Origin of the sequence: Streptococcus tangpeifui (assembly GCF_044503215.1) — a bacterium.
In the GTDB taxonomy this organism is placed as follows: Bacteria; Bacillota; Bacilli; order Lactobacillales; family Streptococcaceae; genus Streptococcus; species Streptococcus tangpeifui.
This window is the reverse complement of record NZ_CP172427.1, coordinates 1,885,273-1,908,560: the sequence shown is the minus strand read 5'-3', so window position 1 is coordinate 1,908,560 and position 23,288 is coordinate 1,885,273. Positions and strand designations below refer to the sequence as shown.

27 protein-coding genes and 1 pseudogene are annotated in these 23,288 nt (G+C 40.4%); 17 read left to right on the top strand and 11 right to left on the bottom strand.

Translation table 11 applies throughout. The features are described 5' to 3' along the window. Window positions 1-17: 17 nt before the first annotated feature. On the bottom strand, window positions 18-551 hold the full coding sequence (locus tag ACFSN5_RS08755) for a nucleoside tri-diphosphate phosphatase (protein WP_004226094.1): 534 nt from the start codon (window positions 549-551) through the stop codon (window positions 18-20). A gap of 95 nt (window positions 552-646) precedes the next feature. Next, window positions 647-1,423: a recombination regulator RecX gene (gene recX / locus ACFSN5_RS08750; protein WP_165211776.1), complete on the bottom strand. Its 777-nt coding sequence runs from the start codon at window positions 1,421-1,423 to the stop codon at window positions 647-649. A gap of 132 nt (window positions 1,424-1,555) precedes the next feature. On the opposite strand from recX, the gene rlmD reads away from it, so the two are divergent. The 6 genes from rlmD (at window position 1,556) to ACFSN5_RS08720 (ending at window position 8,828) form a co-directional block, all read left to right on the top strand. Continuing rightward, complete coding sequence (gene rlmD / locus ACFSN5_RS08745; RefSeq protein ID WP_165211773.1) at window positions 1,556-2,908, top strand: 23S rRNA (uracil(1939)-C(5))-methyltransferase RlmD; 1,353 nt, start codon at window positions 1,556-1,558, stop codon at window positions 2,906-2,908. A 172-nt stretch (window positions 2,909-3,080) separates the two neighbouring features. Beyond that, window positions 3,081-3,659, top strand: coding sequence for a DUF6287 domain-containing protein (locus tag ACFSN5_RS08740; RefSeq protein WP_165211770.1), 579 nt, complete (start codon window positions 3,081-3,083; stop codon window positions 3,657-3,659). 631 nt (window positions 3,660-4,290) lie between these two features. Continuing rightward, complete coding sequence (locus ACFSN5_RS08735; protein ID WP_165211767.1) at window positions 4,291-6,438, top strand: GBS Bsp-like repeat-containing protein; 2,148 nt, start codon at window positions 4,291-4,293, stop codon at window positions 6,436-6,438. 165 nt (window positions 6,439-6,603) lie between these two features. Further along, entirely contained in the window at window positions 6,604-7,245 is a 642-nt protein-coding gene (locus tag ACFSN5_RS08730; RefSeq protein WP_165211764.1) for a hypothetical protein, read from the top strand. 78 nt (window positions 7,246-7,323) lie between these two features. Next, a complete protein-coding gene (locus tag ACFSN5_RS08725) occupies window positions 7,324-8,259 on the top strand; it encodes a manganese-dependent inorganic pyrophosphatase (protein WP_165211761.1) in 936 nt (311 codons plus the stop codon). Between the two features lie 59 nt (window positions 8,260-8,318). Beyond that, the gene (locus tag ACFSN5_RS08720) at window positions 8,319-8,828 is read left to right on the top strand and encodes a YiiX/YebB-like N1pC/P60 family cysteine hydrolase (RefSeq protein ID WP_165211758.1); all 510 of its coding nucleotides are present in this window, start codon (window positions 8,319-8,321) and stop codon (window positions 8,826-8,828) included. A gap of 4 nt (window positions 8,829-8,832) precedes the next feature. On the opposite strand, the gene ACFSN5_RS08715 is transcribed toward ACFSN5_RS08720, so the two are convergent. After that, window positions 8,833-9,414 carry a TetR/AcrR family transcriptional regulator gene (locus ACFSN5_RS08715; protein ID WP_165211755.1) on the bottom strand — a complete coding sequence of 194 codons (582 nt, stop codon included), beginning with the start codon at window positions 9,412-9,414 and terminating at the stop codon, window positions 8,833-8,835. 136 nt (window positions 9,415-9,550) lie between these two features. Between ACFSN5_RS08715 and ACFSN5_RS08710 the strand changes: the two genes are divergently transcribed. Continuing rightward, the gene (locus ACFSN5_RS08710) at window positions 9,551-10,174 is read left to right on the top strand and encodes an NAD(P)H-dependent oxidoreductase (protein ID WP_165211752.1); all 624 of its coding nucleotides are present in this window, start codon (window positions 9,551-9,553) and stop codon (window positions 10,172-10,174) included. A gap of 71 nt (window positions 10,175-10,245) precedes the next feature. On the opposite strand, the gene ACFSN5_RS08705 is transcribed toward ACFSN5_RS08710, so the two are convergent. Next, the gene (locus ACFSN5_RS08705; RefSeq protein WP_004228266.1) at window positions 10,246-10,596 is read right to left on the bottom strand and encodes a nuclear transport factor 2 family protein; all 351 of its coding nucleotides are present in this window, start codon (window positions 10,594-10,596) and stop codon (window positions 10,246-10,248) included. A 90-nt stretch (window positions 10,597-10,686) separates the two neighbouring features. On the opposite strand from ACFSN5_RS08705, the gene ACFSN5_RS08700 reads away from it, so the two are divergent. The 6 genes and pseudogenes from ACFSN5_RS08700 to ACFSN5_RS08675 form a co-directional block, all read left to right on the top strand. After that, entirely contained in the window at window positions 10,687-10,989 is a 303-nt protein-coding gene (locus ACFSN5_RS08700; RefSeq protein WP_004227010.1) for an ArsR/SmtB family transcription factor, read from the top strand. A gap of 5 nt (window positions 10,990-10,994) precedes the next feature. Then, the gene (locus ACFSN5_RS08695) at window positions 10,995-11,237 is read left to right on the top strand and encodes a hypothetical protein (protein WP_398600639.1); all 243 of its coding nucleotides are present in this window, start codon (window positions 10,995-10,997) and stop codon (window positions 11,235-11,237) included. Window positions 11,238-11,490: 253 nt separating this feature from the next. Next, window positions 11,491-12,090 carry an MBL fold metallo-hydrolase gene (locus ACFSN5_RS08690; protein WP_398600637.1) on the top strand — a complete coding sequence of 200 codons (600 nt, stop codon included), beginning with the start codon at window positions 11,491-11,493 and terminating at the stop codon, window positions 12,088-12,090. Then, window positions 12,075-12,209 (top strand): hypothetical protein, encoded by a 135-nt coding sequence (locus tag ACFSN5_RS08685; RefSeq protein ID WP_398600635.1) that lies wholly within the window; start codon window positions 12,075-12,077, stop codon window positions 12,207-12,209. The genes ACFSN5_RS08690 and ACFSN5_RS08685 overlap by 16 nt, the downstream gene beginning before the upstream one ends. Further along, window positions 12,191-12,787 (top strand): TetR/AcrR family transcriptional regulator, encoded by a 597-nt coding sequence (locus ACFSN5_RS08680; protein WP_398600633.1) that lies wholly within the window; start codon window positions 12,191-12,193, stop codon window positions 12,785-12,787. The genes ACFSN5_RS08685 and ACFSN5_RS08680 overlap by 19 nt, the downstream gene beginning before the upstream one ends. 8 nt (window positions 12,788-12,795) lie before the next feature. Then, window positions 12,796-12,975: pseudogene (locus ACFSN5_RS08675) on the top strand (cysteine hydrolase); the annotation flags it as partial. Window positions 12,976-13,042: 67 nt separating this feature from the next. Here the strand turns inward: ACFSN5_RS08675 and ACFSN5_RS08670 are convergent. Further along, complete coding sequence (locus tag ACFSN5_RS08670; RefSeq protein WP_398600561.1) at window positions 13,043-14,215, bottom strand: IS110 family transposase; 1,173 nt, start codon at window positions 14,213-14,215, stop codon at window positions 13,043-13,045. 249 nt (window positions 14,216-14,464) lie between these two features. On the opposite strand from ACFSN5_RS08670, the gene ACFSN5_RS08665 reads away from it, so the two are divergent. From ACFSN5_RS08665 to ACFSN5_RS08650, 4 genes are read left to right on the top strand one after another with little or no spacing between them, the layout of a single operon-like run. Next, window positions 14,465-14,737 (top strand): cysteine hydrolase family protein, encoded by a 273-nt coding sequence (locus ACFSN5_RS08665; protein ID WP_398601189.1) that lies wholly within the window; start codon window positions 14,465-14,467, stop codon window positions 14,735-14,737. A 16-nt stretch (window positions 14,738-14,753) separates the two neighbouring features. Beyond that, window positions 14,754-15,080 (top strand): YrdB family protein, encoded by a 327-nt coding sequence (locus ACFSN5_RS08660; RefSeq protein ID WP_165329338.1) that lies wholly within the window; start codon window positions 14,754-14,756, stop codon window positions 15,078-15,080. Window positions 15,081-15,129: 49 nt separating this feature from the next. After that, the gene (locus tag ACFSN5_RS08655; protein ID WP_165329339.1) at window positions 15,130-15,627 is read left to right on the top strand and encodes a YbhB/YbcL family Raf kinase inhibitor-like protein; all 498 of its coding nucleotides are present in this window, start codon (window positions 15,130-15,132) and stop codon (window positions 15,625-15,627) included. Between the two features lie 39 nt (window positions 15,628-15,666). After that, complete coding sequence (locus ACFSN5_RS08650) at window positions 15,667-16,323, top strand: DUF1803 domain-containing protein (RefSeq protein ID WP_165329340.1); 657 nt, start codon at window positions 15,667-15,669, stop codon at window positions 16,321-16,323. A 142-nt stretch (window positions 16,324-16,465) separates the two neighbouring features. Here the strand turns inward: ACFSN5_RS08650 and ACFSN5_RS08645 are convergent, their stop codons facing one another. The 6 genes from ACFSN5_RS08645 to ACFSN5_RS08620 all read right to left on the bottom strand — a co-directional run bounded on the left by ACFSN5_RS08645 (window position 16,466) and on the right by ACFSN5_RS08620 (window position 23,225). Further along, complete coding sequence (locus ACFSN5_RS08645; RefSeq protein WP_165329341.1) at window positions 16,466-17,116, bottom strand: metal-dependent transcriptional regulator; 651 nt, start codon at window positions 17,114-17,116, stop codon at window positions 16,466-16,468. 451 nt (window positions 17,117-17,567) lie between these two features. After that, window positions 17,568-18,569 (bottom strand): FecCD family ABC transporter permease, encoded by a 1,002-nt coding sequence (locus ACFSN5_RS08640; RefSeq protein WP_165329380.1) that lies wholly within the window; start codon window positions 18,567-18,569, stop codon window positions 17,568-17,570. Next, window positions 18,569-19,741 (bottom strand): FecCD family ABC transporter permease, encoded by a 1,173-nt coding sequence (locus ACFSN5_RS08635; RefSeq protein WP_241154259.1) that lies wholly within the window; start codon window positions 19,739-19,741, stop codon window positions 18,569-18,571. Before ACFSN5_RS08635 ends, ACFSN5_RS08640 begins: the two co-directional genes overlap by 1 nt. Window positions 19,742-19,753: 12 nt before the next feature. Then, window positions 19,754-20,683, bottom strand: coding sequence for an ABC transporter substrate-binding protein (locus ACFSN5_RS08630; RefSeq protein ID WP_165211719.1), 930 nt, complete (start codon window positions 20,681-20,683; stop codon window positions 19,754-19,756). Window positions 20,684-20,705: 22 nt separating this feature from the next. After that, window positions 20,706-21,491: an ABC transporter ATP-binding protein gene (locus ACFSN5_RS08625; protein WP_165211716.1), complete on the bottom strand. Its 786-nt coding sequence runs from the start codon at window positions 21,489-21,491 to the stop codon at window positions 20,706-20,708. Window positions 21,492-21,761: 270 nt separating this feature from the next. Beyond that, window positions 21,762-23,225, bottom strand: a complete 1,464-nt coding sequence (locus tag ACFSN5_RS08620) for a UDP-N-acetylmuramoyl-L-alanyl-D-glutamate--L-lysine ligase (RefSeq protein WP_165211713.1) — start codon at window positions 23,223-23,225, stop codon at window positions 21,762-21,764. Window positions 23,226-23,288: the final 63 nt, after the last annotated feature.

Below are 23,288 nucleotides of genomic sequence, written 5' to 3'. Positions count from 1 at the left end.
TGAGTGCTTTTACAACTTTAACGATTCTTGAGTTCAAGATAACGCTTGTACCAGATATTGATATAAGATTCTGAGAAAGGCCCTTTTTTATTGTTAATCCACTCAACAAGAATTTTGACATTCTCTTTCAGAATATAATCAATATCTGCTGAATAATGCATTTCTTTTTTATGGCTTTCATATTCGTCAACATCTAAAAGCTTTTTTTCGTGATTCTCAAAGACTTTGACATCTAAGTCGTAATCAATATATTTGAGGGCTTCCTCATCCATAACATAGGGACTAGCTAAGTTACAATAATAGGAAACACCGCTATCACGAATCATTGCAATTATATTGAACCAAAATTTTTTATGAAAATAAACAATGGCTGGTTCTCGAGTCACCCAGCGTCTGCCATCACTTTCAGTAACAAGTGTATGGTCGTTTACACCAATAATTGCATTTTCAGTTATTTTTAGTACCATAGTGTCGCGCCATGTTCGGTGCAAACTACCATTATGCTTATAACTCTGAATTGTAATAAAGTCGCCTTCTTTGGGTAATTTCATGGCTAAAACCTTCTACAATTTAGTTTATCCGTTATAGTTTAACATAATTTGATGGAAAAAGCATTTGTTAAGAAAGAAAATGGTAGAACTATTGCTTATAGATAGTCAGCTAAAGCAGATGAAATGTCGGAAAAATCATAGCCCTTTCGAGCCAAAGCTTGGATTAAATGCTGTTTAAGTGCATAATCCTCATATCTCTTTTGATACTTTGGTAGAAGCCTATCCAGATCTCGATAGATAAGAGTAATGTCATCCTCTTTATTTTTATCAATAGCTAAATTTTCGAGCGCTTGATTAACTGTTTGATAGTCAAAACCTTTGCTAAGAAGATTTTGCTGAATTTTAGCCTTGATGGTTTTTGCTGGGTAACGACCTGCATACTTTTTATAAAGTTTTTGTCCAACCTTGACAACAGTATGGGAAAAGTCTTGTCCGTCTAGGCATTCTTCAATAATGGACTTTGCAATCCCTTTCTGGGAAAGCTTCTGGCTTAGAACGAAAGGTCCCTTATCACCATTTGTTAAATTTTGATTGATAAAAACCTCAGCGTAATGATAATCATCAATCCACTTATCTTTTTTTAAATCTGTTAGGACTTTTGGAATAATTTTTTCCTCAATATCATGCTTATTGAGATAATCTTTAACCTCTTTTTCTGTTCTTTGTTTGAAGGAAAGGAAGTAGAGAGCTAGATTCTTACCATAGGAAAACTGAGCAAAATTCCTAATTTCTTCCAATTCTTCCTCAGTGATAATTTTGTCCTTTGAGAGCATGAAATGGACAATAGTATCTTCGGTAATATAGAGCTTCTCTTCATCATCTAATTCAAGAAGGTAGAGTCGTTTTTTCTTTTCAATCTTAGTAATTTTCATAGGTTTATTATAGCAAAAATGGTAGAATATTAGGGTACGTAGCCAGCTTGACAATTTTAATGGAAGATTGCCGTTGAGAGTCACTCTTATTTATTCGCTTTTTATTTTTAAGTTAGAAAGGACTTTGCAAGAATGAATTTGCAGGTCAAACAAAGGATTCCCCTGAAAATCAAACGGATGGGGATCAACGGGGAGGGTATTGGTTTTTATAAAAAAACTTTGGTCTTTGTACCAGGAGCCTTAAAAGGAGAAGATATCTTTTGCCAAGTGACAGCTGTCAAGAGGAATTTTGTCCATGCTAAACTTTTGAAGATCAATAAAATATCTAAGGATCGAGTACAACCACGATGTCCCATATATGAGAAATGCGGGGGATGTCAGATTATGCACCTAGCATATAAGAAGCAGCTGGATTTTAAGAATGACATTATCAAACAGTCTTTGAAGAAATTCCAGCCTACTGGATATGAAAATTATGAAGTGCGGCCCACCAAGGGGATGGAAAATCCTTATCACTATCGGGCCAAACTCCAATTTCAAACACGTCATTTTTCTGGATCAGTTAAAGCAGGACTTTTTGCCAGTAATTCTCATCATCTGGTTTCGCTGCAAAACTGCCTGGTTCAAGATGAATTGACACAGAGGATTGTTAATAAGGCCACCGAACTGTTAGATAAGTATAAAATTCCAATTTACAATGAGCGAAAAATTGCTGGTATCCGGACAATCATGGTTCGTAAAGGGCAGGCGAGCTCCCAAGTTCAACTTATTTTTGTGACTAGTCGTGGCTTACAGTTGACTGCTCTAATTAAAGAACTGAGGCTGGCTTTCCCTGAAATTGTGACAATTGCTGTTAATTATAATAAATCAAAATCAAGTGAAATTTATGGCGATGAGACAGATATTCTCTGGGGAAAAGAGTCTATACAAGAAGAGGTGCTAGACTATAGTTTTTCTTTGTCGCCTAGGGCTTTTTATCAACTGAATCCTCAGCAAACTCATGTTCTTTACCAAGAAACGGTTAAAGCTTTAGACACCACTAAGGAGGATAACCTCATAGATGCCTATTGTGGTGTGGGGACAATTGGTTTTGCTTTTGCAGATAAGGTGAATTCTGTTCGAGGAATGGATATAATTCCTGATGCCATTGTGGATGCTAAAAAGAATGCGAAAGCGCTTGGCTTGACTAATACTCACTATGAAACTGGCAGGGCAGAAGATCTTATTCCCAAATGGTATAATGCGGGTTATCAAGCTAGTGCTTTAGTGGTCGATCCACCGAGAACGGGCTTAGATGACAAGCTTATCAAAACCATTCTTGAAGTAAAACCTGAAAAGATGGTTTATGTTTCTTGCAATGCTTCAACTCTGGCCCGTGATTTGGTGCCTTTGACAAAAGTTTATCAAGTGGACTATATCCAGTCAATCGATATGTTTCCTCATACCGCTCGAGTTGAAGCGGTTGTTAAGTTGAGAAAAAAATAGAAAATAACTTTTAAATACGAATAAAGATGAGAGTAGCTATGCAGTTACTCTTATTTTAAATTTACAAAACGATTACAAAAATTTCTTAGAAATTAAAAAAGTTACAATTGTATGTTGACGGTAAATTTAAACTAGGCTATAATAAAATTGAAAAGAGAAAGGAACAAAAATTATGAAAAAGCCTTACAAATTTGTAGCTGTGTTTATACTAGGTACTACTTTATTTTTAACGGGCTGTCACAAGAATAGTTCTCAAAATGAAACTCATTCAACTTCCATAAAGACTAGCCAAACAAGTAAAGCAAAACCTCAAAAAGGAAGTTCACAACATCAGTCTAGTTCCCAAGTTAGTAGTAATAATCACGATAATGGAGAAACTACTAATCCGTCAAGCTCTACAAGTCAAAGTTCAGCTAATAGTCAAGTTACTTCTCCTCGCCTTGATGTTACTGCTATTGCTAACGGAGACTTCTCCAGCCTCGTTGGTACTTGGCAAACTGCTAATGGTGATACATTAGTTTTTGATAATAATGGTTTGGTCTCAGATACTCAAGTTATCTCCTCACAAGGTGTTAGTGGAGAAAAGGCCCTATTTACGATTGCTCCAAAAGATTCAGAAGTAGGTAGTGCAGCCCTGTATGTCATTCCTGCAGGTGTGCCAACTGTTGGAGGTAAAACTTATCAACAAGATGCTTTGGTAGTAGGTCAAGGTGAATCTGCCGAAGATACTCCATATTATCGAGCAGGCTGATGAACTGCAAAGAGAGTGGAACAAAAATCACGATTTTGATTTTCCTCGTTCTCCCATTTTAAAACTCAGGTCTTTGCCACTTTTCTGTTTTTAGGTGACAGGCTTTGACAGTCTATCCCCAGACTGCCATAGTCCACTGGAGCATTTCAATCCCACCTCCGCACAATTGATCTTGGTTTTCTCTAACAGTCTCCCAGACTGTTTGACCTATCTCTTGCGTAGTAGTTAAACAGTTCTGTGAACTGTTTAAGAGGGCGTCTGAAAATGTAACTGCACCCTACCAAGATAAGGGCAGCCAACCAACAGTAGTTTATTGGTGCTAGAGTACCTAATGAACTGTGCAGGAGTAAGCCTTCTTAGCCTAGACAATAAGTCTTACTCCCAATCATTGCGTCAATTTGGTAAATTTAGAATAATGCTAACGAGTTTGGACTTTTTATACGTAATCTTCAGAGATTACAATCTTTGTGGGTGAGGGCTAAGCTATCATGGCTGTTTGTCCCAGACTCGTTAATTAGAAAAAAATAATATTACTAAAATATTTCATTATTACAGAAAAATATTGACGCTGCTTATCTATTTTTTTATAATGAAGGCGAAATAAAGTAATATGAATATAAGGAGAGTTATCATGAAAAAAGATTTATTATGGAGCGAAAAACAACGTTTTTCCATTCGTAAATATTCCTTTGGTGCAGCCTCAGTTTTCCTTGGAGCCAGTCTGGTATTAGGGGGGCAGGTTTTAGCTGACGAACAAACAGCTCCAACTAGTCAGCCACAGGATACCAGTACACAGACAACTACGGTCAAGGAAACTGGTACAGAAGCTGTCACACCAAAGACAGATGGTGCTGTGAGAGAAGCTGTTATAGATAAGGTTACCCAAGAAACTGCTGAAAAACCGATAGCAGTTAGCGATGCTGAAATTTCAACTGATGAAGTCGCTACAAGAGAGACTGATGTTGATAACCCTACAGTACCAACAAAAGTTGATGCTGCTACTCAAACTAATGATTATACAGCTCCTAGCGAAATAAATTCAGCAGACCAAGCGCAACAGGCAGGAACAGTAACTAATGCTTCACCTGTTATGACGATTCAAGAAGTCGGTAAAGACCTCCCAAGCTCAGGCTATTATACTTATCCTGAACGCACAGAGATCAAGAATAGTCCGTCAGCTTCGGCTCCTCTAGCCTTCTTTGCCAATGCCGGTGACCGTGTTTACTATGACCAAGTCCCCAATCAAGATGGCTATCAATGGCTGAGCTACAAATCCTATAGTGGTATCCGTCGTTATGCCAATATTGCCAAGTTAGTAGCTAAGGAAGTATCAGCCGATAAGCCAGATCCTCAAGCTGGTGAAAAGCCGGGAATTGACAGCGAAGAGACTACCCTTCCAGCTTTGGAGCGCTATAGCTTTGACAAAGAAGTTGAGGTCAAGAACGAGGCAAAGGCCGCTGCCAAGACAGAATTTACCTTTGGGGAGGGTGACTCCATCAGCTATGATAAGATTCTTAAGACGGATGGTTATAAGTGGATTTCCTATGTTTCTTACGGCGGTACTCGTCGTTACGTCATGCTGGATAAGTTACCGGCTCAAGCTAGCGAGCAAAAGACAGAATCCAAGCTAAGCGGTCAAATTAGTGTTGAAAACCAAACTGATAAGGGTTTTGATGTTCGGATTTCTAACATATCAGATAGCAATGGTATTCTGGCTGTTAAAGTCCCAATCTGGACAGACAAGGATGATCAAGATGACTTGATTTGGTACGATGCTGTTAAGCAAGGTGATGGCACCTATAAGGTGGCTGTGAGTATGTCCGAACATAAGAACGAAAGTGGCCTCTACAATATTCATCTCTATTATGTTGAAAATGATGGCGCTATGAAAGGCGTTGCAAGTCTGCAATATACCTTTTCTGAACCTGAAAAGCCTCAAGCAACTCGGACAGGGACCCTTTCCTTTAGTAATAAGGATAATGGTGACTTTGATGTTATCATCTCAGATGTGGTTGATAGCCAAGGCTTGAAAGCTGTTAAGCTTCCAGTTTGGACAGATAAGAACGATCAGGACGACCTCGTCTGGTACGATGCGGAGAGACAGGCCGATGGGACTTACAAGGCGGTTGTTAAATTAGCTGATCACAAAAATGAAACAGGCACCTACAATATCCACCTTTATTATCTAGAAAATGATGGTCAACTTGTAGGTGTTGCTGGAAGCCAACATCAGGCGGACGTTAAGAAAAGTGATAATCAGCCAAAGGCTGAAATTACTATTCAAAATCAAACTTCTGATGGATTTGACATTTTAGTCACTAATGTTAGTGGTAATCAAGTCTCAGCTGTTAAGGTACCGGTTTGGACAGATAAGGACGGCCAAGACGATATTGTTTGGTATGATGCTACTAAGCAAGTCAATGGTGATTATAAGGTCAGTGTTAAGGTTAGCGATCATAAGAACCAACATGGGGTTTATAATGTCCATCTCTACTATGTTGAAAATGATAACAAGTTGGTTGGCGTCGCTGGGACCCAAACAACAGTTCCTGAACCAGCAGTTAAACCGAACTATGAAACAACCTTCCCGTCATTGAAAAGCTATACTTTTGTCAAGCAAGTTGATGTTAGAAATGAACCTCGAATGGCTGCGGAGATAGCCTTCACCTTCCAAGCCGGCGAGGGTATCAACTATGATAAGATTATGCACAAGGATGGCCATGATTGGATTTCCTATGTCAGTTATGGCGGTCAACGGCGTTATATCGTCATTAATTGAGCTTCCTAACAAGCCTTTTATAGATGAAATTACCTCTGTTTGTTTAAACAGGGGTGATTTTTGGGTTAGGATAACGAAGAAAAATGGCTAAAGAGAGGCTTGATATAGCTACTTTGACAGTATTGTGAATTTGTGATATTATGAGTCGAGAAAGTAGAGTAAAGTATGTATCGCGTATTAAGTATTAATGATGAGGTCATAGTACTTGCTAATACGGACGGTCACGTCAAAAGGATTGATCGTTCGTCTTTTAGTTTTAACCCTAGGTTGGGAGATAGGGTGGATCTTTTTTATGACGATCATGATGAAGTCATTGCGACGAGGGCCAAGGTAGTTGAGAATGAATCGGGTTCTCGCGCAATTAGATCAGCACTCCTACAGGGCATCTTTGACCTATTTACAGAAGTTTTAACGATCCACAATGATCAGGTTGGTAATATCAAGAAAATCCTTTCTCAGCTCTTTATTGCCTTCTTCATGGTTTGGGCCTTGGTGGGCGTTGTTGTTGTTGAGTTGATTATCCTGATTGAGTCACTCCTAATTTGGGCTTATCAATTTATATTAATTGCTATTAAGTATTTGCATGATGTGATTGCTAAGAAGCTGGCTGATCGGGCTCGGCAACAGGCCAAGCAAGAAGTTGCTGCAACTTATGGCTACGACCAAGCCTATGACAATGGGATCGATCCAGAGGCTTATGCTGATTATGAAGATGAGTCTTACGTTGTAGACCTCGATTCTTTAGAGCTGTCTCCTGATGAAAGGGACCGTTATTTTTCAGATGAGGCTGACTATCCAGAGAAGTAGGAGTTTTCCTATTTCTCTTTCTTTATAAGCTAAAATTTGCTAAAATGATAGGGAAATAAACATTAATAGAGGTAAGATATGTCTAAATTTTTAGTTTTTGGTCACCAAAATCCTGATACTGATGCTATTGCATCGTCCTACGGATGGGCTTATTTGGAGCGTACAGCTTTTGGACGTGATGTTGATGCCGTCGCCCTTGGGACGCCAAATGAAGAAACCGCTTTCGTTCTGGACTATTTTGGTGTTGAAGCACTGCGTGTCGTTGAATCTGCTAAGGCAGAAGGGGTAGATAAAGTTATTTTAACGGACCACAATGAATTTCAGCAATCTATTTCAGATATTCGCGAAGTAGAAATCGCGGCTGTTATTGACCACCACCGTGTGGCCAACTTTGAAACGGCTAACCCGCTTTACATGCGTGTGGAACCAGTTGGATCAGCTTCTTCAATTGTTTATCGTGCTTTTAAGGAAAACAATGTTGAAGTGCCAAAAGAAGTAGCCGGTCTTCTCCTATCAGGTCTTATCTCTGATACCCTTTTGCTTAAATCACCAACTACTCACGAAACGGATCCCCAAGTGGCTAAGGAATTAGCTGAAATTGCTGGCGTCAACTTGGAAGAGTATGGCTTGGCTATGCTGAAAGCAGGGACTAACCTTTCAAGCAAGTCAGCTGAAGAATTGATTGATATTGATGCTAAGAGTTTTGAGCTCAATGGTAACAATGTGCGCGTGGCTCAGGTCAATACGGTTGATATTGATGAAGTTTTGGATCGTCAAGCTGAAATTGAAGAAGCTATCAGGGCCTCACAAGAAGCTAATGGCTACTCAGACTTTGTCTTGATGATTACAGATATTCTGAACTCCAATTCAGAAATTCTAGCACTTGGAGCTAACAGGGATAAGGTTGAAGCAGCCTTCAATTTCAAATTAGAAAACAATCATGCCTTCCTTGAAGGGGCTGTATCACGTAAGAAACAAGTGGTTCCGCAGTTGACGGAAAGTTTTAATGGATAAAAAGCGCACTCAAAAGCCAAGGGCAAAGGGCCCCTGGCTTTTATATATAGGAGAAGCTAATGAAGAAAGAGCAATTAAAAGAAGGAGACCTCCTGTTTACAGTAGGCGATTCAGAAATGGGACAGGCTATCACGACCGCCACAGGTGATTACAGTCATGTTGCTATCTATCTCGAAGGAAGTATTTATCACGCGACAGTAGACCAAGGGGTATCTAAACAGGACTTGACAAGCTTTTTAGAGGAAAATAAGATTGTAGATGTTTTTTGCTATCCAAAGATTAAACTTAAACAAGTTTTTGAAAAAGTTCATGCCTTGCTAGGAAATCCTTATAATATTAGCTTTTATCCTGACGGAACAGGTTTTTACTGCTCTCAGCTCATTGCACATCTTCTTCCGATTTTTGCAGAAATTCCAATGCAATTTGGAGATGGCCATCAAGAGGTGACAGATTTCTGGCAGGAATACTATGAGCAACTTGGTTTAGCTGTCCCTACAGGACGGCCTGGGACCAATCCTAGCCTTCTAGCCCAATCTCCTCAATTATGCTATCGGGGTCGATTAAAATAATGAGTTAAATTCTACTGTTTGAGCCCTCTATAATATCCAGAAAGGCCTTATGCATACGGTAAGTAAAATCTGTTAGGTCTTGGCTAGGTCCATGTTCGGTGGTCCACTTCATCAGTGACCGTACAATAGACGCATACAGTTGGGTCAAGAGCTCTAAGGGAAGAGTATAGGACATCCCCTCCCTGAGCAAGAGCTCTTTGATATAGAGCTGGCAGAGCTGATCAAACCGATCTTCAAAACCCTGTTGATTTTCCAAGGGTGTTTTTAGCAGTGCCTTGAGGAGGTCTGTATGCTCTTGATAAAACTGGTAAATATCTTCTAGAAAATACTTTAGCCCTTTATTATCAAGGTTTTCTCCGTACTTGGCAGCGAATTTTTCCTGAAGCGGCTCTAAAGTCTTTGTAATCAGCTGTTCCAATAGGTCATACTTATCTAAATAGTGGCTGTAAAAAGTAGAGCGGCTGACTAAGGCTTTTCGACAAATGTCTTGAACAGTTAAGCTATAAAACCCTTTTTCCAGAATTAGAGTGACAAGTGCGGACTCGATGTCCCTTTTGGTTTTGAGAATGCGGATGTCTTGCGTCATATAATTTTCCCCTGTTCGTTGCTTATCAAACATTTTTCGGATATAATGTACGATTTCCTACAAATTATAGGAAAGTATCACTTGCCTGTCAACCCTGTTCCCCCTTATACTAGTGATGTTGATAAGGAGAAATCATATGAATATTTTAGTGATCAATGGACATCCGGATAAAGAAAGTTTTAGTCAGGCTATCTATGAAACAGTAGTGGCAAATCTAGATTTTGCCCAACATCAGGTGGAAACTTTAGAGCTTAGCCACCTGTACTTTGATCCTGTTTTACGCTATGGTTATCGCAAGCGCATGCCAGAGGATAAGTTCATCTTACAATCGCAAGAACTTATTCAGTGGGCCGATCATTTTATCTTTATTTATCCGATTTGGTGGAGCGGCATGCCTAGTTTAATGAAGGGCTGGATTGATCGTACCTTTACTCCGGGTGTTGCCTATTCATCTAATACTGAGGGGAATTTCATCTGGAACTACCTGCGTGGACGGCAATTTCGTAAACTTTTAAAAGGAAGAACGGCAGATATTATTGCAACCTCCATGGCCCCCAGCTGGTGGTATAAACTCTTTTCTGGCTGGATCAGTGTGCCAGATAGTTATGGCCTAGCAGCATTAAAAAGTGCTGTTCTCAATCATTGTGGTATTAAAACGCGCCGCTTAATGGTGCTGGGCAATATGGGGCGTGAAGCTTGTACAGAAGCAAAACGAAAAGCTTTTTTGAACAAAGTAGGTGTAGCTGTCAAAAAGCTGTAGGGAATATAAAAATTAACAGTGTTTGAAATTCAGTGATTTCAGACGCTTTTAAAGTGGTTCTGGTTTTTGTATTAATGGTTGCCTATAACTTTGAGATGGGTAATCTGGCTGCTTACTACTTTTGCAATGTCTTTACCTGTCAAAGTAAAATAATCACCTGATTTTCTACGACAGACAACGCCCCAATTGGCCTGCAACCAGCCATCATCTTGTTCCTCAATATCCCATAAATGCTTAGTTGCTAGATTTCGACTGAAGAAAATTTTAAAGAAATTTTCAATTTCTGCACGTCCCCTATAGGTATGACCATCATTGGCCTCAATAACAGCGTCTTGGGTAAATAATGCGCAGAGTTCCTGAAGGCTGTTTTCATTTTGAACAGCCAGATCAGATAGTTCAAAGTAGCGGTTTAATATGTTCATGCAATAACCTCCTCTTTAATAATTCGATACAATTTGAACAATTGTATTATAGAGCTTTTTTTGATAGAATGCAAAGAAAGGAGTGATAAGGTGAAAAATTTATCCCATCCTGCAACAGCAGATATTAAACTAGAGCAAATTCTTTATGCTTTGAGTGAGCCCATTCGTTTAGCCATTTTTCGAGAATTATATAAATCTAACAAGGAAAGAAACTGCAGCTACTTCTCGGACTTGGGAAAGAAAAATAATTTATCTCATCATTATAAAATGTTGAGAGAAAATGGATTAATCAGAGTTCGTATAGACGGACGACAGCGCTTTATTTCCCTAAGACTAGATGAATTGAATGAAAGATTTCCAGGACTGCTAGAGAGCATTTATGAAAGTCTATAAATGATATGAGGAGCTGGATTGATCGTATCTTTACTCCGAGTATTGCTTATTCTTCTAATACCAAGGGTAATTTCATCTGGAATTATCTGTGTGATAAACAATTTCGTAAATTTCTAAAGAGGGGAAAAGGTAGATATTTTGTGACCTCCATGGCCCCCAGCTGGTGGTATAAACTCTTTTCTGGTTGGATTCGCATGCCAGATAGTTATGGAGTGGCAGCGCTAAAGAATACCGTTCTCAATCATTGAGGTATTAAAACGCGCCGAGTGATGGTGTTGGGTAATATGGGGCATGAGACTTGTACATTGGAAAAGCGCCAACACTTTTTAAAAGAGGTTGAAAAAAATATACAAAAATTATAGTTTTGAAATCATCATAAAAATCTAGAACAATCTTGTTTCAGATTTTTTCTTGAATATAGAGGAATGGGATATACTTATCTCAATAACTAACCACTGGTTAGTTGTTGAGAAATCAATAGTTCATAAGAAAGCAGAAACGATGATGAAACAGACTTTTTACCAAGTGGCAACAAAATATACGGCTAAAAAATATCATATCAGTCCTCATATTTTTAAAGTGACGTTTGACTTATTCATCTTTCCAGTTAGTATCTGGGTTGTAGAAAATCATGGATCCTACTTTTTGATCGATACAGGCATGGGGAATATGGCATCTTATGCTGTGGAGACTTATTTAGGCAGAAAGCCATTGGCTGCGGCCTTTTTGACACATGGCCATTCGGATCATGTGGGAGGAATCGCCCAGCTCAAGGACTTATATCCAACCTTACCTCTGATGATAGACAGAAGAGAGCTACCTTACGTTTCGGGACAAAAGCCTTATCCAAGACGTAAAAAGGTGGAGTCAGTAGCTTTCAATACCGATTGGCTAGAAGATTTGGATAGTGAGAGAGCAAGCTCTCTCTTAGCAGATGCAGGGCTGGTACCGATTTTTACGCCTGAGCACTCACCGGGGCATACCTGTTACTATCATGCTGAAGATAAGGTTCTGATTGCGGGAGATCTGCTGACTATCAGCCGATTTGGTCACCTAAAGCCGCCAATGAAAGCTTTACTGCTTACATGGATCAAGCCTTAGCATCTGCACATGACGTGCTGAAAAAACATCCACAAGCTTTGCTTTCAGTCTGTCACGGAGGAGAGGTTGCCAATGCCCTAGAAGAAATGGAGAAGAGTAAATGGTATCAGAAAAAATAAATCAGACTAAGGAGAGTATTCTGGCTGCTGCCCAAAGCTTATTTCAAGAAAAAGACTATCAAAACGTGGGGATACGAGAGATTGCTAAGCGTGCAGGTTGTTCACACACAGCCATTTACCTCTATTTTAAAAATAAGAGTGAAATTCTCTATGAGGTGGCACATAAGCCCTTAGAAAAACTGTATCATACCTTATTGGCTCTAGAAGAGCAAGATTTGACACCCAGTGTAAAATTATTGAAAGGAAGCCATATCTTCATACAGTTTGGCTTCGACCACTATAATTCTTTTTCCCCGCTTTTTCTAGATGATGGTGAACGTGTGGATCAAGAGCAATTTACCTATCCCATTAGTGAGCTACGGATGAAGAGTTTTCAACTTTTGAAAGAGACTGTTATGAGTTTACTGAGTCCTGATTTGACGCAGGAGCAGGCTATCAATATTGTGCGCGGTGTCTATCTTTTTCTCCAAGGTATGGTAACTAATTATGCAGATGGTCAGACCCGTTACGATGAACGCCTGCGCACTATCGTAACAGACTATTTAACCTACACAATTATCCAAAAAAGGAAGGAATAATATAAATGATTCATTCTTATTTATTAGTTATTGATATGCAAACGGATTATGTTGGAAAGGGAAGATATCGCTCCAATCCTCAATTACTGTCAGCGATTAATGGTAAAATAGCCAGCTATCCTGAAGATCATGTGATTTATATTGTCAATCGTTTCTGGTGGGAGCTGAATAGGAAGCCCAAGGTATTTATACGAAAACTACAAAGAATGCAAAAATTCCCTCCCTATGATATAATCAAAGCGAAAAAAATTATATTTAGACTACTAGCTCGTCCCTAGTAGTCTTTTTCTGTGCTAAAAATTCAGAATAAGTCATCTGTCCTTTTAAGAGGATATAGGCTATTTTTAATAATTGATGTGCTAGGGCAATTGTTACTTTCTGTGGACCACGCCGATTTTGAATCTGATAAAATCGTTCCACTAAGGGACTTCCTTTTTGATTCCTAGCGGCAAAAGCGGCTTGACATAAGCATTTTTTCAAATAGGAATTACCATGTCGAATCTTGGTACTGCGTTTCTTGCCAGCACTCTCATTATTACCAGGACAAAGTCCTGCCCAAGAGGCTAAATGTCCAGCAGTTGGAAACTGGCTCATGTCAACACCAACCTCAGAAATGATGACAGAAGCTGTAATCACATCGATACCAGGAATAGAATCCAAAACTTCTACTTGTTTCTCGTATTGTGATAGATAGCTATTGATTCGCTCTTCCAACAACTCAATCTGCTTCTGATAAAAATCATAAATCTCCAAGGACTGCTTTAACATAAAGCAATGATGGTCAGAGAAATAACCATCCAAGGCTTCCAGAAGTTGTGGCACTTTCTTCTTCAAGGTGGTATAAACTGATTGATGGACAATGCGAGGAGTAATAGGCGTCTTATCAATCAATAGTTGAAGGAGATGACGACCAGAAGCACCCATAATATCTTCGATATACGTCGTTATCTTAATGCCGCCTGACTGAAGAATTTTATGAATACGATTGGTTTCACGATTACGGCTTTCCACATAATGTTTTCGTTGTCTGGTCAACTCTCTCAATTCTTGGATGGTTTCATCGGGAACGAAACTCCGAGGAAGCAGACCAATCCGTGTTAATTTAGCAATCCAGTGAGCATCTTTCTTATCGGTTTTCTGACCCGGAATGGCCTTCATGTGAGCTGGTTGAGCGAGTATCAACTCGAAGTCATCACATAGAGCATGCCAGACAGGTCGCCAATAAACACCGGTGCTTTCCAGACCAACGGCTTCCACATGAAATTGTCTAAGAAAATCGTGGCAAGCACGTAGGCCTTTAGTTGTTGTATCAAAAGTTGCCATCTCACGCTTTGGACGAGTTGAGGTGAGTGACCCATGTAAAATACAAACAACAATATTGGCTTGATGGACATCAATACCTGCACAAGATTGATAGAGAACATCCATGACAATTCCCTCCTTCCTAAAATAAGAGAGCTTATCTACCGAATTTTAGTCGTATTTTTATACTCATGCTTATCGCATATTTTGGGGTGCTCGTCAGTAGAGTGGATCAGTTTTGCCCTCGATTACTAGAATCATTAACTCGTCAACCACAAAGCCCTCACTAAGATTATACACCTAGTGAGGGCTGTGTGTCCGTTTTCATTATTCTGTGGGTGAGGGCGGAGCCATCATGGATGTCTTGCCCAAGGTCTGTCGCTTGTATCAGATCACATATTTGAAAAACGGTGGGCATCTTGCCTAAGCAATACCGCTCTCTTGACTTTCTTAAAGGAAAGAGAGGTCAGAAAGCTGGAAATTATCGGTGTCGATGGTAATGGCTGTGTTAAAGCGTCTGCTCTAGCAGCAGCTCGTTTCGGGTTCAAGGTAACTTTAGATGTAAAATGTATTGGGGTTACCAATAAGACCAAATTCACAAAAACAAAAGAAAAATTGCTGGCAGCAGGAGTTTCTTTTGCGAACTAGAAAGGAGGCAGGCTTAATGCCCAGTATTATGATTAGCTTTCGTTTTCTGTTAGAAGTGGTAACAGTTACGGGCTTACTAGGCGGTATTTTCACTGGAAAACCTTGGGCAGTCAAAATCGGTTTTGCCTTTTTAGGCTTACTAGTGGTGCTAGTCTGGAGCCGTTATGGTGCACCTAAATCACCGCAAGTTCTCAAAGGGGTTCGTAAACTTTTGTTAGAATTTTCTGTTTTTGTTTTGGGTACGATTGGTTTCTGGCAGCTCTATGGTGACAAAGCAGGGCTCCTTTATGCCCTTGCCGCGCTGGCAGATTTGGTGCTTTTATACATCTTGGCTTTGCGTTAAAAATGGTATAATGAAGCTGTTAGAATTTGGGTGTATCAAGGGGGCTGTAATGGAAAAACTGAAATTTACGTGTCCGACCATTTTAGACGGCGGTGAATTCCCGCTAGAACATACAGGAAAGGGGGACAATGTTTCACCAGAATTTTTATTAAAAAATCTTTCTCTGCAGGCCGAAACCCTAGCAGTTGTCCTAGAAGATTTAAACCATCCGCTGAAAAAAGAATTCACGCATTGGCTGATTTGGAATTTACCGGCTTTAAGCCGTATTCCTGCCAAGATCCCTCAAGGATTTGCAGTGGCAAATCTTCAAGGTGCCAGACAGGGGATCGCCTATGGCTGGCACTGCTACGCCGGACCCAAGCCACCCTTAGGCCAGACTCATGCCTACCGCTTTACCATCTATGTCTTAGATACAATCTTAGATCTAGGGAAATGGACCAGAAAACACCAGTTATTAAAGGCTATGGAAGGGCATATTTTACAAAAGGGGGAACTAACTGCTAGTTTTGGCAGCCCGAAAAATCTTACATTCTTCCCTGTTGGTTAAGCGATAATAATAAGACTTTATGAACCTAGGAGATTAACCTTGCTGATTGTTTTAAATCCTGATAAATTGACTCGTCAAACTTTTTTTCAAGCCTTGATAAACTACCTGTCACAGCACTCTGATGTTAGTCTGAGGCAAATTAAGCAGGAATTTGGAGAAACTGAGCACTTGGATAGGAAGCTTGAGGACTATATCCAAGCGGGTTATATTGAACGTCGGGAGCGTCGGTATTATTTGAGCCTGACTCCGCTTGAAAGTATAGACCAGTTATCTTTAGGTGATAAAGTCATCCTTGATAGGGATAGTTCTGTCTATCAGGAGCTCAAATCCTTAGTATTTGAAACAAGGCTGACCAATACTACTAATGAAGCCATTCTAGTCGAATGGACAGACTTTGAACGAAATACATTGACCTTGTCCAATTATTTTCACAGACTGAGGACCAGTTCCCCTTTATCTCAGGAACAAAGGAAGCTTTATGCAATTTTGGGTGATGTCAATCCTGATTATGCCCTTAAATATATGACTAGTTTTCTTCTGAAATTTGCTAATAAGGATTTGGTCAAGCAAAAACGACCAGATATTTTTGTTCAAAGTTTGGATCAACTAGGCTATATAGAAGAAGTAGAGGCGGGAACTTACAGCCTACAATTGGACTTTGATAGAGAAAAGCTGGTGTTTAAGGCTAAACATTGATAGATTAAAAAAATCCTTGCTCACGATGTAATGCCCCCAAAAGTTAGATAAAAAATCTAACGCATGGGAGCATCACACAAATGGGCAGGGATTTTTCCATTCAGGACATTCGTAAAAAAGAAAAAGTAAAAGAGAGGGCTAATTACTGTAATGCTTTCACATAAATTTCTTGAGCAATTAGTTTGGGAATAACCAACTCTTCCTCGTTATAATGAATGGTAAAGGTCTGAGCATAGTTATCTATAGCCATCAGTTCAATGCTCTGATTGATGTGGAGCCGATGGTCATCGAGATAGTTTAAGAGCTGAAAGTCATCGCGAGCACGACCAATTCGATAAAAACCAGTCTTGTCAATCTGACTGAGTGGAATTCGATAGCGCTCCTCTAGAATTTCTCCCTTTTTGGGGATACTGCCACCATGAGGGCAGTACTCAGGAAAACCGAGGTTTTCTTCTAAGCGATCAATAAAGATTGTTGAGACCGTATGTTCTAAAACTTCAGCTTCTTGGTGGATCTCGTCAGGCGTGTAGTGGAGATCTCTGACTAAAAACGATTCGATCAAGCGGTGTTTGCGGTAGAGATCAGATACCAATAAGAGCCCCTTATGGCTCAAACGATAACCTAAGTCTTTATCTTTAATGATTAGTTCTTCGCTAATCATTTTTTTGACCATTTCTGAGACAGCCGGTGCAGACACTTTCATCTTTTCGGCAATTTCTTTGTTGGTCATTCTATGATGAATTTGACCGAGTTCATAAATACATTTTAAATAGTCTTCGCGGTTGGGTGTCATAGTTTTCTCACTTTCTTGCTAGTATTATAACAAAATAAAATTCTGGTTGACAAAAGAATCAGGAAAGGAACACTAAAATTCTTATTAGAAGTGCTTAACTATCAAAATAAATAAACTTAGCATTAGCTGCTTTGAGCGGTAAGATGAAAAACCAGATTTTAGTAACAAGACTGCTTGTTATATTTGTGTTTGTCAGCCTCTTGCTCTATTCTTATGTTAACAGCTCAAGAATCGTAGTTATGCTTTTAGGGGTTATGTCCTCCGTTTTAGGTCTGCTATTGGTAGCGTCCTAATTTTACTGTAAGATCAGCCATTGTTCTAACAGCAGCAAGCAATCTCCTCATCAGTTTTCTTTTTACCCAAGCAAAAACCTTCTTATCAGGCGATAGCTAATAAGATGCTTAAACAAAAAAGAGGTCTGACTTTTTTCGTCAGTCCTCTTTAAGTCATTTTAATCAGTTGTTTTTAGCATCAGATAAAGGAAATAAGGTGCTCCGATAATTGAGACAATAATTCCCGTCGGAATGCCTGTTCCAACTAAGAGAAGGCGACCGATAGTATCAGCTGTTATTAGAAGTATCATTCCCACTATGAGAGAAGCAGGTATAATGGTTTGATGTTGCCCTCCCAGCAGTCGGCGGACAATGTGACCAGCTAACAGTCCTATAAAGGTGATATTACCAACTAGGACGACACTTAAGGAGGCCAGAGCTGTTGCCAACCCTAGAGTGATTAAACGTTCCCGTCGGAGATTAAGCCCAAGGGCCAGAGCAGTCTGTTCGTTGAGAGCCATGATATTAAAGGATTTACTGCGACTAAAGGTCAAAAGCCAGATAATCAGTAAAAAGGGAGCAAAGAAGCCAAGAATCGTCCAATCATTGCCTGTAATCTTACCACTGAGCCAGGAGATGATACTGGTCATTTTATTGTCATCAGTTAGGCTGAGAATAGCGACCATAATACCAGAAAGCATGCTGGAGATTCCTACACCTGTGATAATCAAGCGAGTAGGATTGATACTGTGATTCTTTTGCCAAGACATCAGATAAACCAGCAGGATAGCCCCAGCTCCTCCTAGCATAGCAAAAAAGGGCAGGAAGTTGTTTGTTCCTAAGTTACTGTCCGCTGAGAGACTGATCATGATGGTCATAACGAGCCCAGCGCCAGCATTAATTCCTAGGATTCCTGAGTCAGCTAGGGCATTTCTGGTCAGTGTTTGTAAAAGGATTCCAGCTAAAGCTAGAGAGCCCCCGCCAAGAAGACAGGCTAGAATTCGAGGAAGACGAATACTAGTGATAATAAAGTTCTCAGCTGGATTCCCTCGCCCTAGTATTAGTTGCCAAAGATTTGTCAGAGAGGAATAACTGTAGCCGACTGAGAGCGATAGATACATGACTAAGGCCAAAAGGCTTAATAAGATGAGAAAGATCTTGAAAGAGGATTTTCTTACCATCATAGGTTACTCCCCCTTCTAATCAGCCAGAGGAAGCAAGGCAGGCCAGCGATACTGACAAGGGCGCTGATAGGAACTTCCATAGGCGGATTGAGAGTCCGGCTGAGCAGGTCTACATAAATCATAAAGGTAGCCCCAGCAAGAGCTGTGAAAGGCAGCAGATACCGATAATCCCGTACAATAAAGACACGGATAAAATGCGGAATAATTAGGCCAATAAAAGCAATGCTGCCAACCAAGGCGACGGCGCCTGCGGATAAGAGGATGACAATTCCCAGTAAAACAAAGCTAACAGTATTAGTTTTTTGACCCAGAGATTTAGACACGGTTTCATTAAGACTTAGAATGGTCAGTTGATGGGCAAATAGCAGAGCTAAGAGGAAACCAAAAATCATGAAGGGGCTAACGATTGCCAGCATTTTCCAGTTAAATTGAGAAAAACCTCCAGCTTGCCAGCCGATAACATTAGTTTCCAGATGAAAGTAGAGGGTGATAGCTTGACCTAGGGCGGAGCAGAGAGTAGCCACCATTGCCCCTGATAAGATTAGACGGATAGGATGGTAACCTTTTCTTGGACGATAAGATAGGCCTAGAACTAGCAGGGCTGCTAGAAGCGACCCCAGCAGGCATAGCAGCAGAATCAGGCTATAGTGGAGACTTCCCCAGCAGGCATAGCCTACAATCAGAGCAAGCCCAGCGCCAGCATTGATCCCCAGAAGCCCTGGGTCTGCAATCGGATTTCGAGTGACTCCCTGCATAATAGCACCAGCTTGCGCCATAGCAGCACCAACTAAGATGGCGGCAAAGAGCCTCGGCAGGCGTAGATCAAAGATGATGTCTTGGCTGGCTGAATTTTGTAAGGGAGCTTTTATAACGTGCAAAAGTTGGTCGTTGCTGTAATTGATAGCGCCAAATCTTAAGGAAAGATAGCAGGCTAGCATGAGTAGGACAAGGATGGTGAAAAAAACGGGTCTAAGCAAAAAATGCTGCCGATCCCGTTTTTTATGAGCTGTCACAGTGATTGGTTGCTTGTGCTTATTCCTTGTTAGACAAGGGAGAAATACCAGTCTAGCAAACTGTGCGAGACTAACCAGAGGATGTCGAGAGCTTAGATTGATATTCCCCTTTTTAGCCCTGCTTTTTTGTTTAAGAAGGGAGCTTTTCTTCTTCATAAGGCGTCCAATCTAATTGGCATTTTTCACAGCCTTAACAAAGGCTGGCAACTGCTTATCCAGTGACATTGGATCAGAGAAATAGAAGAGGGCTTCATCAACTTCTAGAACATGATGGTTTTGGACAGCAGGAATATTTTGCCAGACATCACTCTCCTTGAGGGAAGCTGCTGAATTTTTAGTTGCCTTGCTGACATTGAGGAGAGCATAGTCGCCAATGTAATCGCCAAGAACTTCTTGGGAGACACCAAAATAGCCGGTTTTAAAGACATCATCCCTTACTTTTTGGGGTGCCGAAAATCCAAGAGTGTCGTAAATGAGTTCGCCGCCGCGCCCCCAGTTTTTGCCATAGAGGTAGATGTCTTTATCATAGAAGTCCATAACGGTAAAGGTAGTATCTTTAGGGAGAACAGCATTAAGTTCCTCCTTGGCTTTAGTCGTTTTTGCTTTCCAATTTTTAAGCCAAGCCTTAGCTTTATCTTCTTTATCAAAGACCTTACCAAAATCAGTTAGCATCTGCAGGTAATCGTGTTTGCCGTATTCAATAACCAAAACAGGAGCGATTTCTTTTAATTGCTTGATATTTTTATCGGTTGAAAAGACAATAATTAAATCTGGTTTTTGTGCAGCAATAGCTTCGGTATCTTCGGAAGTCAGCTTTTTAGCATTTTTAAGCTTATCACCAAAGGCAGGACTGTCTTTCTCATTATCGAGCGAATAGCTGGAAACATCGACTCCCAGTTCTAAGAGATAGCCAGTGTAGGAATAAGCAAAGTTGACTACCTTTTTTGGATTTTTGGGAACCTTGCCATAATAGGTGAAGCCTTCGATCTTTGGCATGGAAGATAGAGAGTCTTTCCCAGAATCTTTTTGCTTGTTGCCGCAAGCCACGAGCAACAGAGTAGCTAGCAAGGCTACAAATATTGTCATTATTTTTTTCATACGATTTCTCCTTGAAATCAATCTATTTAATCAGCTGATAAGTCAGCAGTATAGGACGATGAGTAACAGGGTCTTCAGAGAGCTGAGCCTCAATTTTGAAGATTTCCCTTAAAATATCAGGGGTCATCATTTCTTTGACAGAGCCCTGATAAAGAATTCTGCCATCTTTCATAGCAACTAATCTGTCAGAAAAACGGGCAGATAGGTTGAGGTCGTGCAGGACCATAACAATAGTTTTACCAACTCTTTGATTGAGCTCTTGAAGTAATTCTAAAACCTCTAATTGATGATTCATATCAAGATAAGTTGTTGGCTCATCTAGAAAAATAATATCGGTATCTTGGGCCAGAGCCATAGCAATCCAAACCCGTTGGCGTTGACCGCCAGACAGGCTTTCTACATCTAGGTTGGCAAAATCAGTGACCTTAGTGACTTCCATAGCCCAGTGAATGGTATTGCGATCCTCTTGGGTCAGACTGCCCAAATATTTCTGGTGGGGAAAACGTCCATAAGAAATAAAGTCATAGACAGAAATCCCTTTAGTTGCCTCCATTACCTGAGGGAGCAGGGCCAATTTTTTAGCAACTTCTTTGGTTGGTAGACTAGAGATAGCCTGGCCATCCAAATAGATCTGTCCTTTTTTGACAGCTTGGATCCGCGTCAAAGCCTTGAGTAAGGTGGATTTTCCACAGCCGTTAGCCCCAATAATAGTTGTAATTTTTCCTTCAGGAATCTGTAGTGATAAGTTCTCGATGATAGTTAGATCATCGTAGGCTACTTGAATCTGGTCTGCACGAATATGAGTCATTGTAAACCTCCTTTCTATTGTGATATATGAATCTGGGCAAAAGAAATTACCTTTTAGAGCTTAGAATTTCGTTTGCCACTAAAATTTTGAAATACTGCCTACAAAGTCAGTTTCTCTGAATTTTGACAGGATCAGATCTTCAAAATTCTGTTCACATTATAGCATAGGAATTTAAAATTTAGAACTATTTTTTCAAAAAATGAACAAAGCAAAAGCCAAGTCCCCCAAGGGATTTGGCTATTTGTAATGGTTCTTATTTGTAGCTTTTAATTAGAATTTTAATGAGCGATTCAGGTACTTTTTAGCAATAACGATATCACCATCGTAGCTAGCTCGTCTGCCATCAACGATTTGGAAGGCATCCGCCCCCTTACCAGCGATAATAACAGCATCGCTGGATTTTTGGGTTTTTAGCAGAGCCTTTTCAATCGCCTCTTCTCGGTCAACGATGATGTCAACTGGACGGCTGATATGGCTGGCGATTTCCTGACAAATAACTTGAGGATCTTCTTTGTTAGGATCATCAGCTGTCAGGATGACCTCCAAGTCAGGATGCTGATTGATGACCCGACCGAAGTCTGCCCGCCGGCTTTCACCTTTGTTACCAGGAGCCCCAAGGATCAGAATATTTTTACCTGTCTGGTGTTGGGTGACCACTGACAGGAGCTTTTGCAGGCTATCGCCATTGTGGGCATAGTCAACAAAAACCTTAGCACCATTAGCTTGGGTAAGAACTTCCATCCGCCCCGGCACACTGGTCTCAGCAATGCCTTTTTGGATATCGGCTAGACTAGCCCCTAATCGTAAACTCGCTAAACCGGCAGCCAGAGCATTCTCCTGATTGAAATCACCGATCAACTGGATATCGTAATGTCCAGCCAGCTTACCAGTCAGATCAAAATCAAAGGCTTGCCCATTTTTAATCTGGTTAGCAGAGCCTTGCCCATAAAAATCATGGGGTAAATTAGCCACTTGCTCGCGAACGATAGCAAAATGATTCATACCACTATTAACAACGACTGCTCGGCTATTGTCCATAAGCAAGCGCTTGTGATAAAAGTAGTCTTCAAAGGTTGGGTGCTCAATTGGTCCGATATGATCAGGGCTGATATTGAGAAAGACGCCAACATCAAAAGTTAAGCCATAAACTCGCTTGACTAGGAAGGCCTGACTGGACACTTCCATAATCAAATGGCTTCGGCCATTCTTTACTGCTTGAGCCATCATTTGAAAGAGATCGAGACTTTCGGGCGTGGTCAGCTGCGATTTGAAGAAAGTTTCGCCATCCAAGGTGGTATTCATGGTTGAAAGCATGGCAGGTTTATGGCTTTGTTTGAGAATATTGTAGGCAAAGTAAGCCGCTGTAGTCTTGCCCTTGGTTCCTGTAAAAGCTAGAATTTTCAACTTTTTCTGAGGATTACCATGGAAGGCCATGGCAATCAGGCTCATAGCCTGCTTAATATCATTGACAAGGATAGCCGGGATTCCTACCTCATAGTCTGTTTCAGCAACATAGAAGGCTAAACCGTCATCCACAGCTGCTTCTAGGAATTCTCTTTTAAAAGCAGCTCCCTTGGCAAAAAAGAGGGTCGAAGAGCTAACCTTGCGGCTATCGTAGCTGAGTTGGTCAAAAGTCACCTCTTTCCAAGCATAGGCAAAATTCCCTTGGTAACTGATGTCTCGAAAATTTTTATCTTGCTTGAGAATGTCAAGCACCTGTGTCATCTTTATCATGATTACTATTTTAGACGGAAAGTTCCCGTTTTACAAGTCACAGGCAAAAGTTTATAATAGTAG

Coding starts and splice junctions, on each gene's coding strand:
- ACFSN5_RS08625 (WP_165211716.1), bottom strand. CDS start 21,491: ATGACTCATATTCGTGCAGACCAGATTCAAGTAGCCTACGATGATCTA.
- ACFSN5_RS08655 (WP_165329339.1), top strand. CDS start 15,130: ATGGAAAAACTGAAATTTACGTGTCCGACCATTTTAGACGGCGGTGAA.
- ACFSN5_RS08705 (WP_004228266.1), bottom strand. CDS start 10,596: ATGAACATATTAAACCGCTACTTTGAACTATCTGATCTGGCTGTTCAA.
- ACFSN5_RS08630 (WP_165211719.1), bottom strand. CDS start 20,683: ATGAAAAAAATAATGACAATATTTGTAGCCTTGCTAGCTACTCTGTTG.
- ACFSN5_RS08755 (WP_004226094.1), bottom strand. CDS start 551: ATGAAATTACCCAAAGAAGGCGACTTTATTACAATTCAGAGTTATAAG.
- ACFSN5_RS08645 (WP_165329341.1), bottom strand. CDS start 17,116: ATGACACCCAACCGCGAAGACTATTTAAAATGTATTTATGAACTCGGT.
- ACFSN5_RS08680 (WP_398600633.1), top strand. CDS start 12,191: ATGGTATCAGAAAAAATAAATCAGACTAAGGAGAGTATTCTGGCTGCT.
- recX (WP_165211776.1), bottom strand. CDS start 1,423: ATGAAAATTACTAAGATTGAAAAGAAAAAACGACTCTACCTTCTTGAA.
- ACFSN5_RS08640 (WP_165329380.1), bottom strand. CDS start 18,569: ATGGTAAGAAAATCCTCTTTCAAGATCTTTCTCATCTTATTAAGCCTT.
- ACFSN5_RS08710 (WP_165211752.1), top strand. CDS start 9,551: ATGAATATTTTAGTGATCAATGGACATCCGGATAAAGAAAGTTTTAGT.
- ACFSN5_RS08690 (WP_398600637.1), top strand. CDS start 11,491: ATGATGAAACAGACTTTTTACCAAGTGGCAACAAAATATACGGCTAAA.
- ACFSN5_RS08620 (WP_165211713.1), bottom strand. CDS start 23,225: ATGATAAAGATGACACAGGTGCTTGACATTCTCAAGCAAGATAAAAAT.
- rlmD (WP_165211773.1), top strand. CDS start 1,556: ATGAATTTGCAGGTCAAACAAAGGATTCCCCTGAAAATCAAACGGATG.
- ACFSN5_RS08670 (WP_398600561.1), bottom strand. CDS start 14,215: ATGGATGTTCTCTATCAATCTTGTGCAGGTATTGATGTCCATCAAGCC.
- ACFSN5_RS08720 (WP_165211758.1), top strand. CDS start 8,319: ATGAAGAAAGAGCAATTAAAAGAAGGAGACCTCCTGTTTACAGTAGGC.
- ACFSN5_RS08740 (WP_165211770.1), top strand. CDS start 3,081: ATGAAAAAGCCTTACAAATTTGTAGCTGTGTTTATACTAGGTACTACT.
- ACFSN5_RS08730 (WP_165211764.1), top strand. CDS start 6,604: ATGTATCGCGTATTAAGTATTAATGATGAGGTCATAGTACTTGCTAAT.
- ACFSN5_RS08735 (WP_165211767.1), top strand. CDS start 4,291: ATGAAAAAAGATTTATTATGGAGCGAAAAACAACGTTTTTCCATTCGT.
- ACFSN5_RS08635 (WP_241154259.1), bottom strand. CDS start 19,741: ATGAAGAAGAAAAGCTCCCTTCTTAAACAAAAAAGCAGGGCTAAAAAG.
- ACFSN5_RS08715 (WP_165211755.1), bottom strand. CDS start 9,414: ATGACGCAAGACATCCGCATTCTCAAAACCAAAAGGGACATCGAGTCC.
- ACFSN5_RS08695 (WP_398600639.1), top strand. CDS start 10,995: ATGAGGAGCTGGATTGATCGTATCTTTACTCCGAGTATTGCTTATTCT.
- ACFSN5_RS08660 (WP_165329338.1), top strand. CDS start 14,754: ATGCCCAGTATTATGATTAGCTTTCGTTTTCTGTTAGAAGTGGTAACA.
- ACFSN5_RS08685 (WP_398600635.1), top strand. CDS start 12,075: ATGGATCAAGCCTTAGCATCTGCACATGACGTGCTGAAAAAACATCCA.
- ACFSN5_RS08725 (WP_165211761.1), top strand. CDS start 7,324: ATGTCTAAATTTTTAGTTTTTGGTCACCAAAATCCTGATACTGATGCT.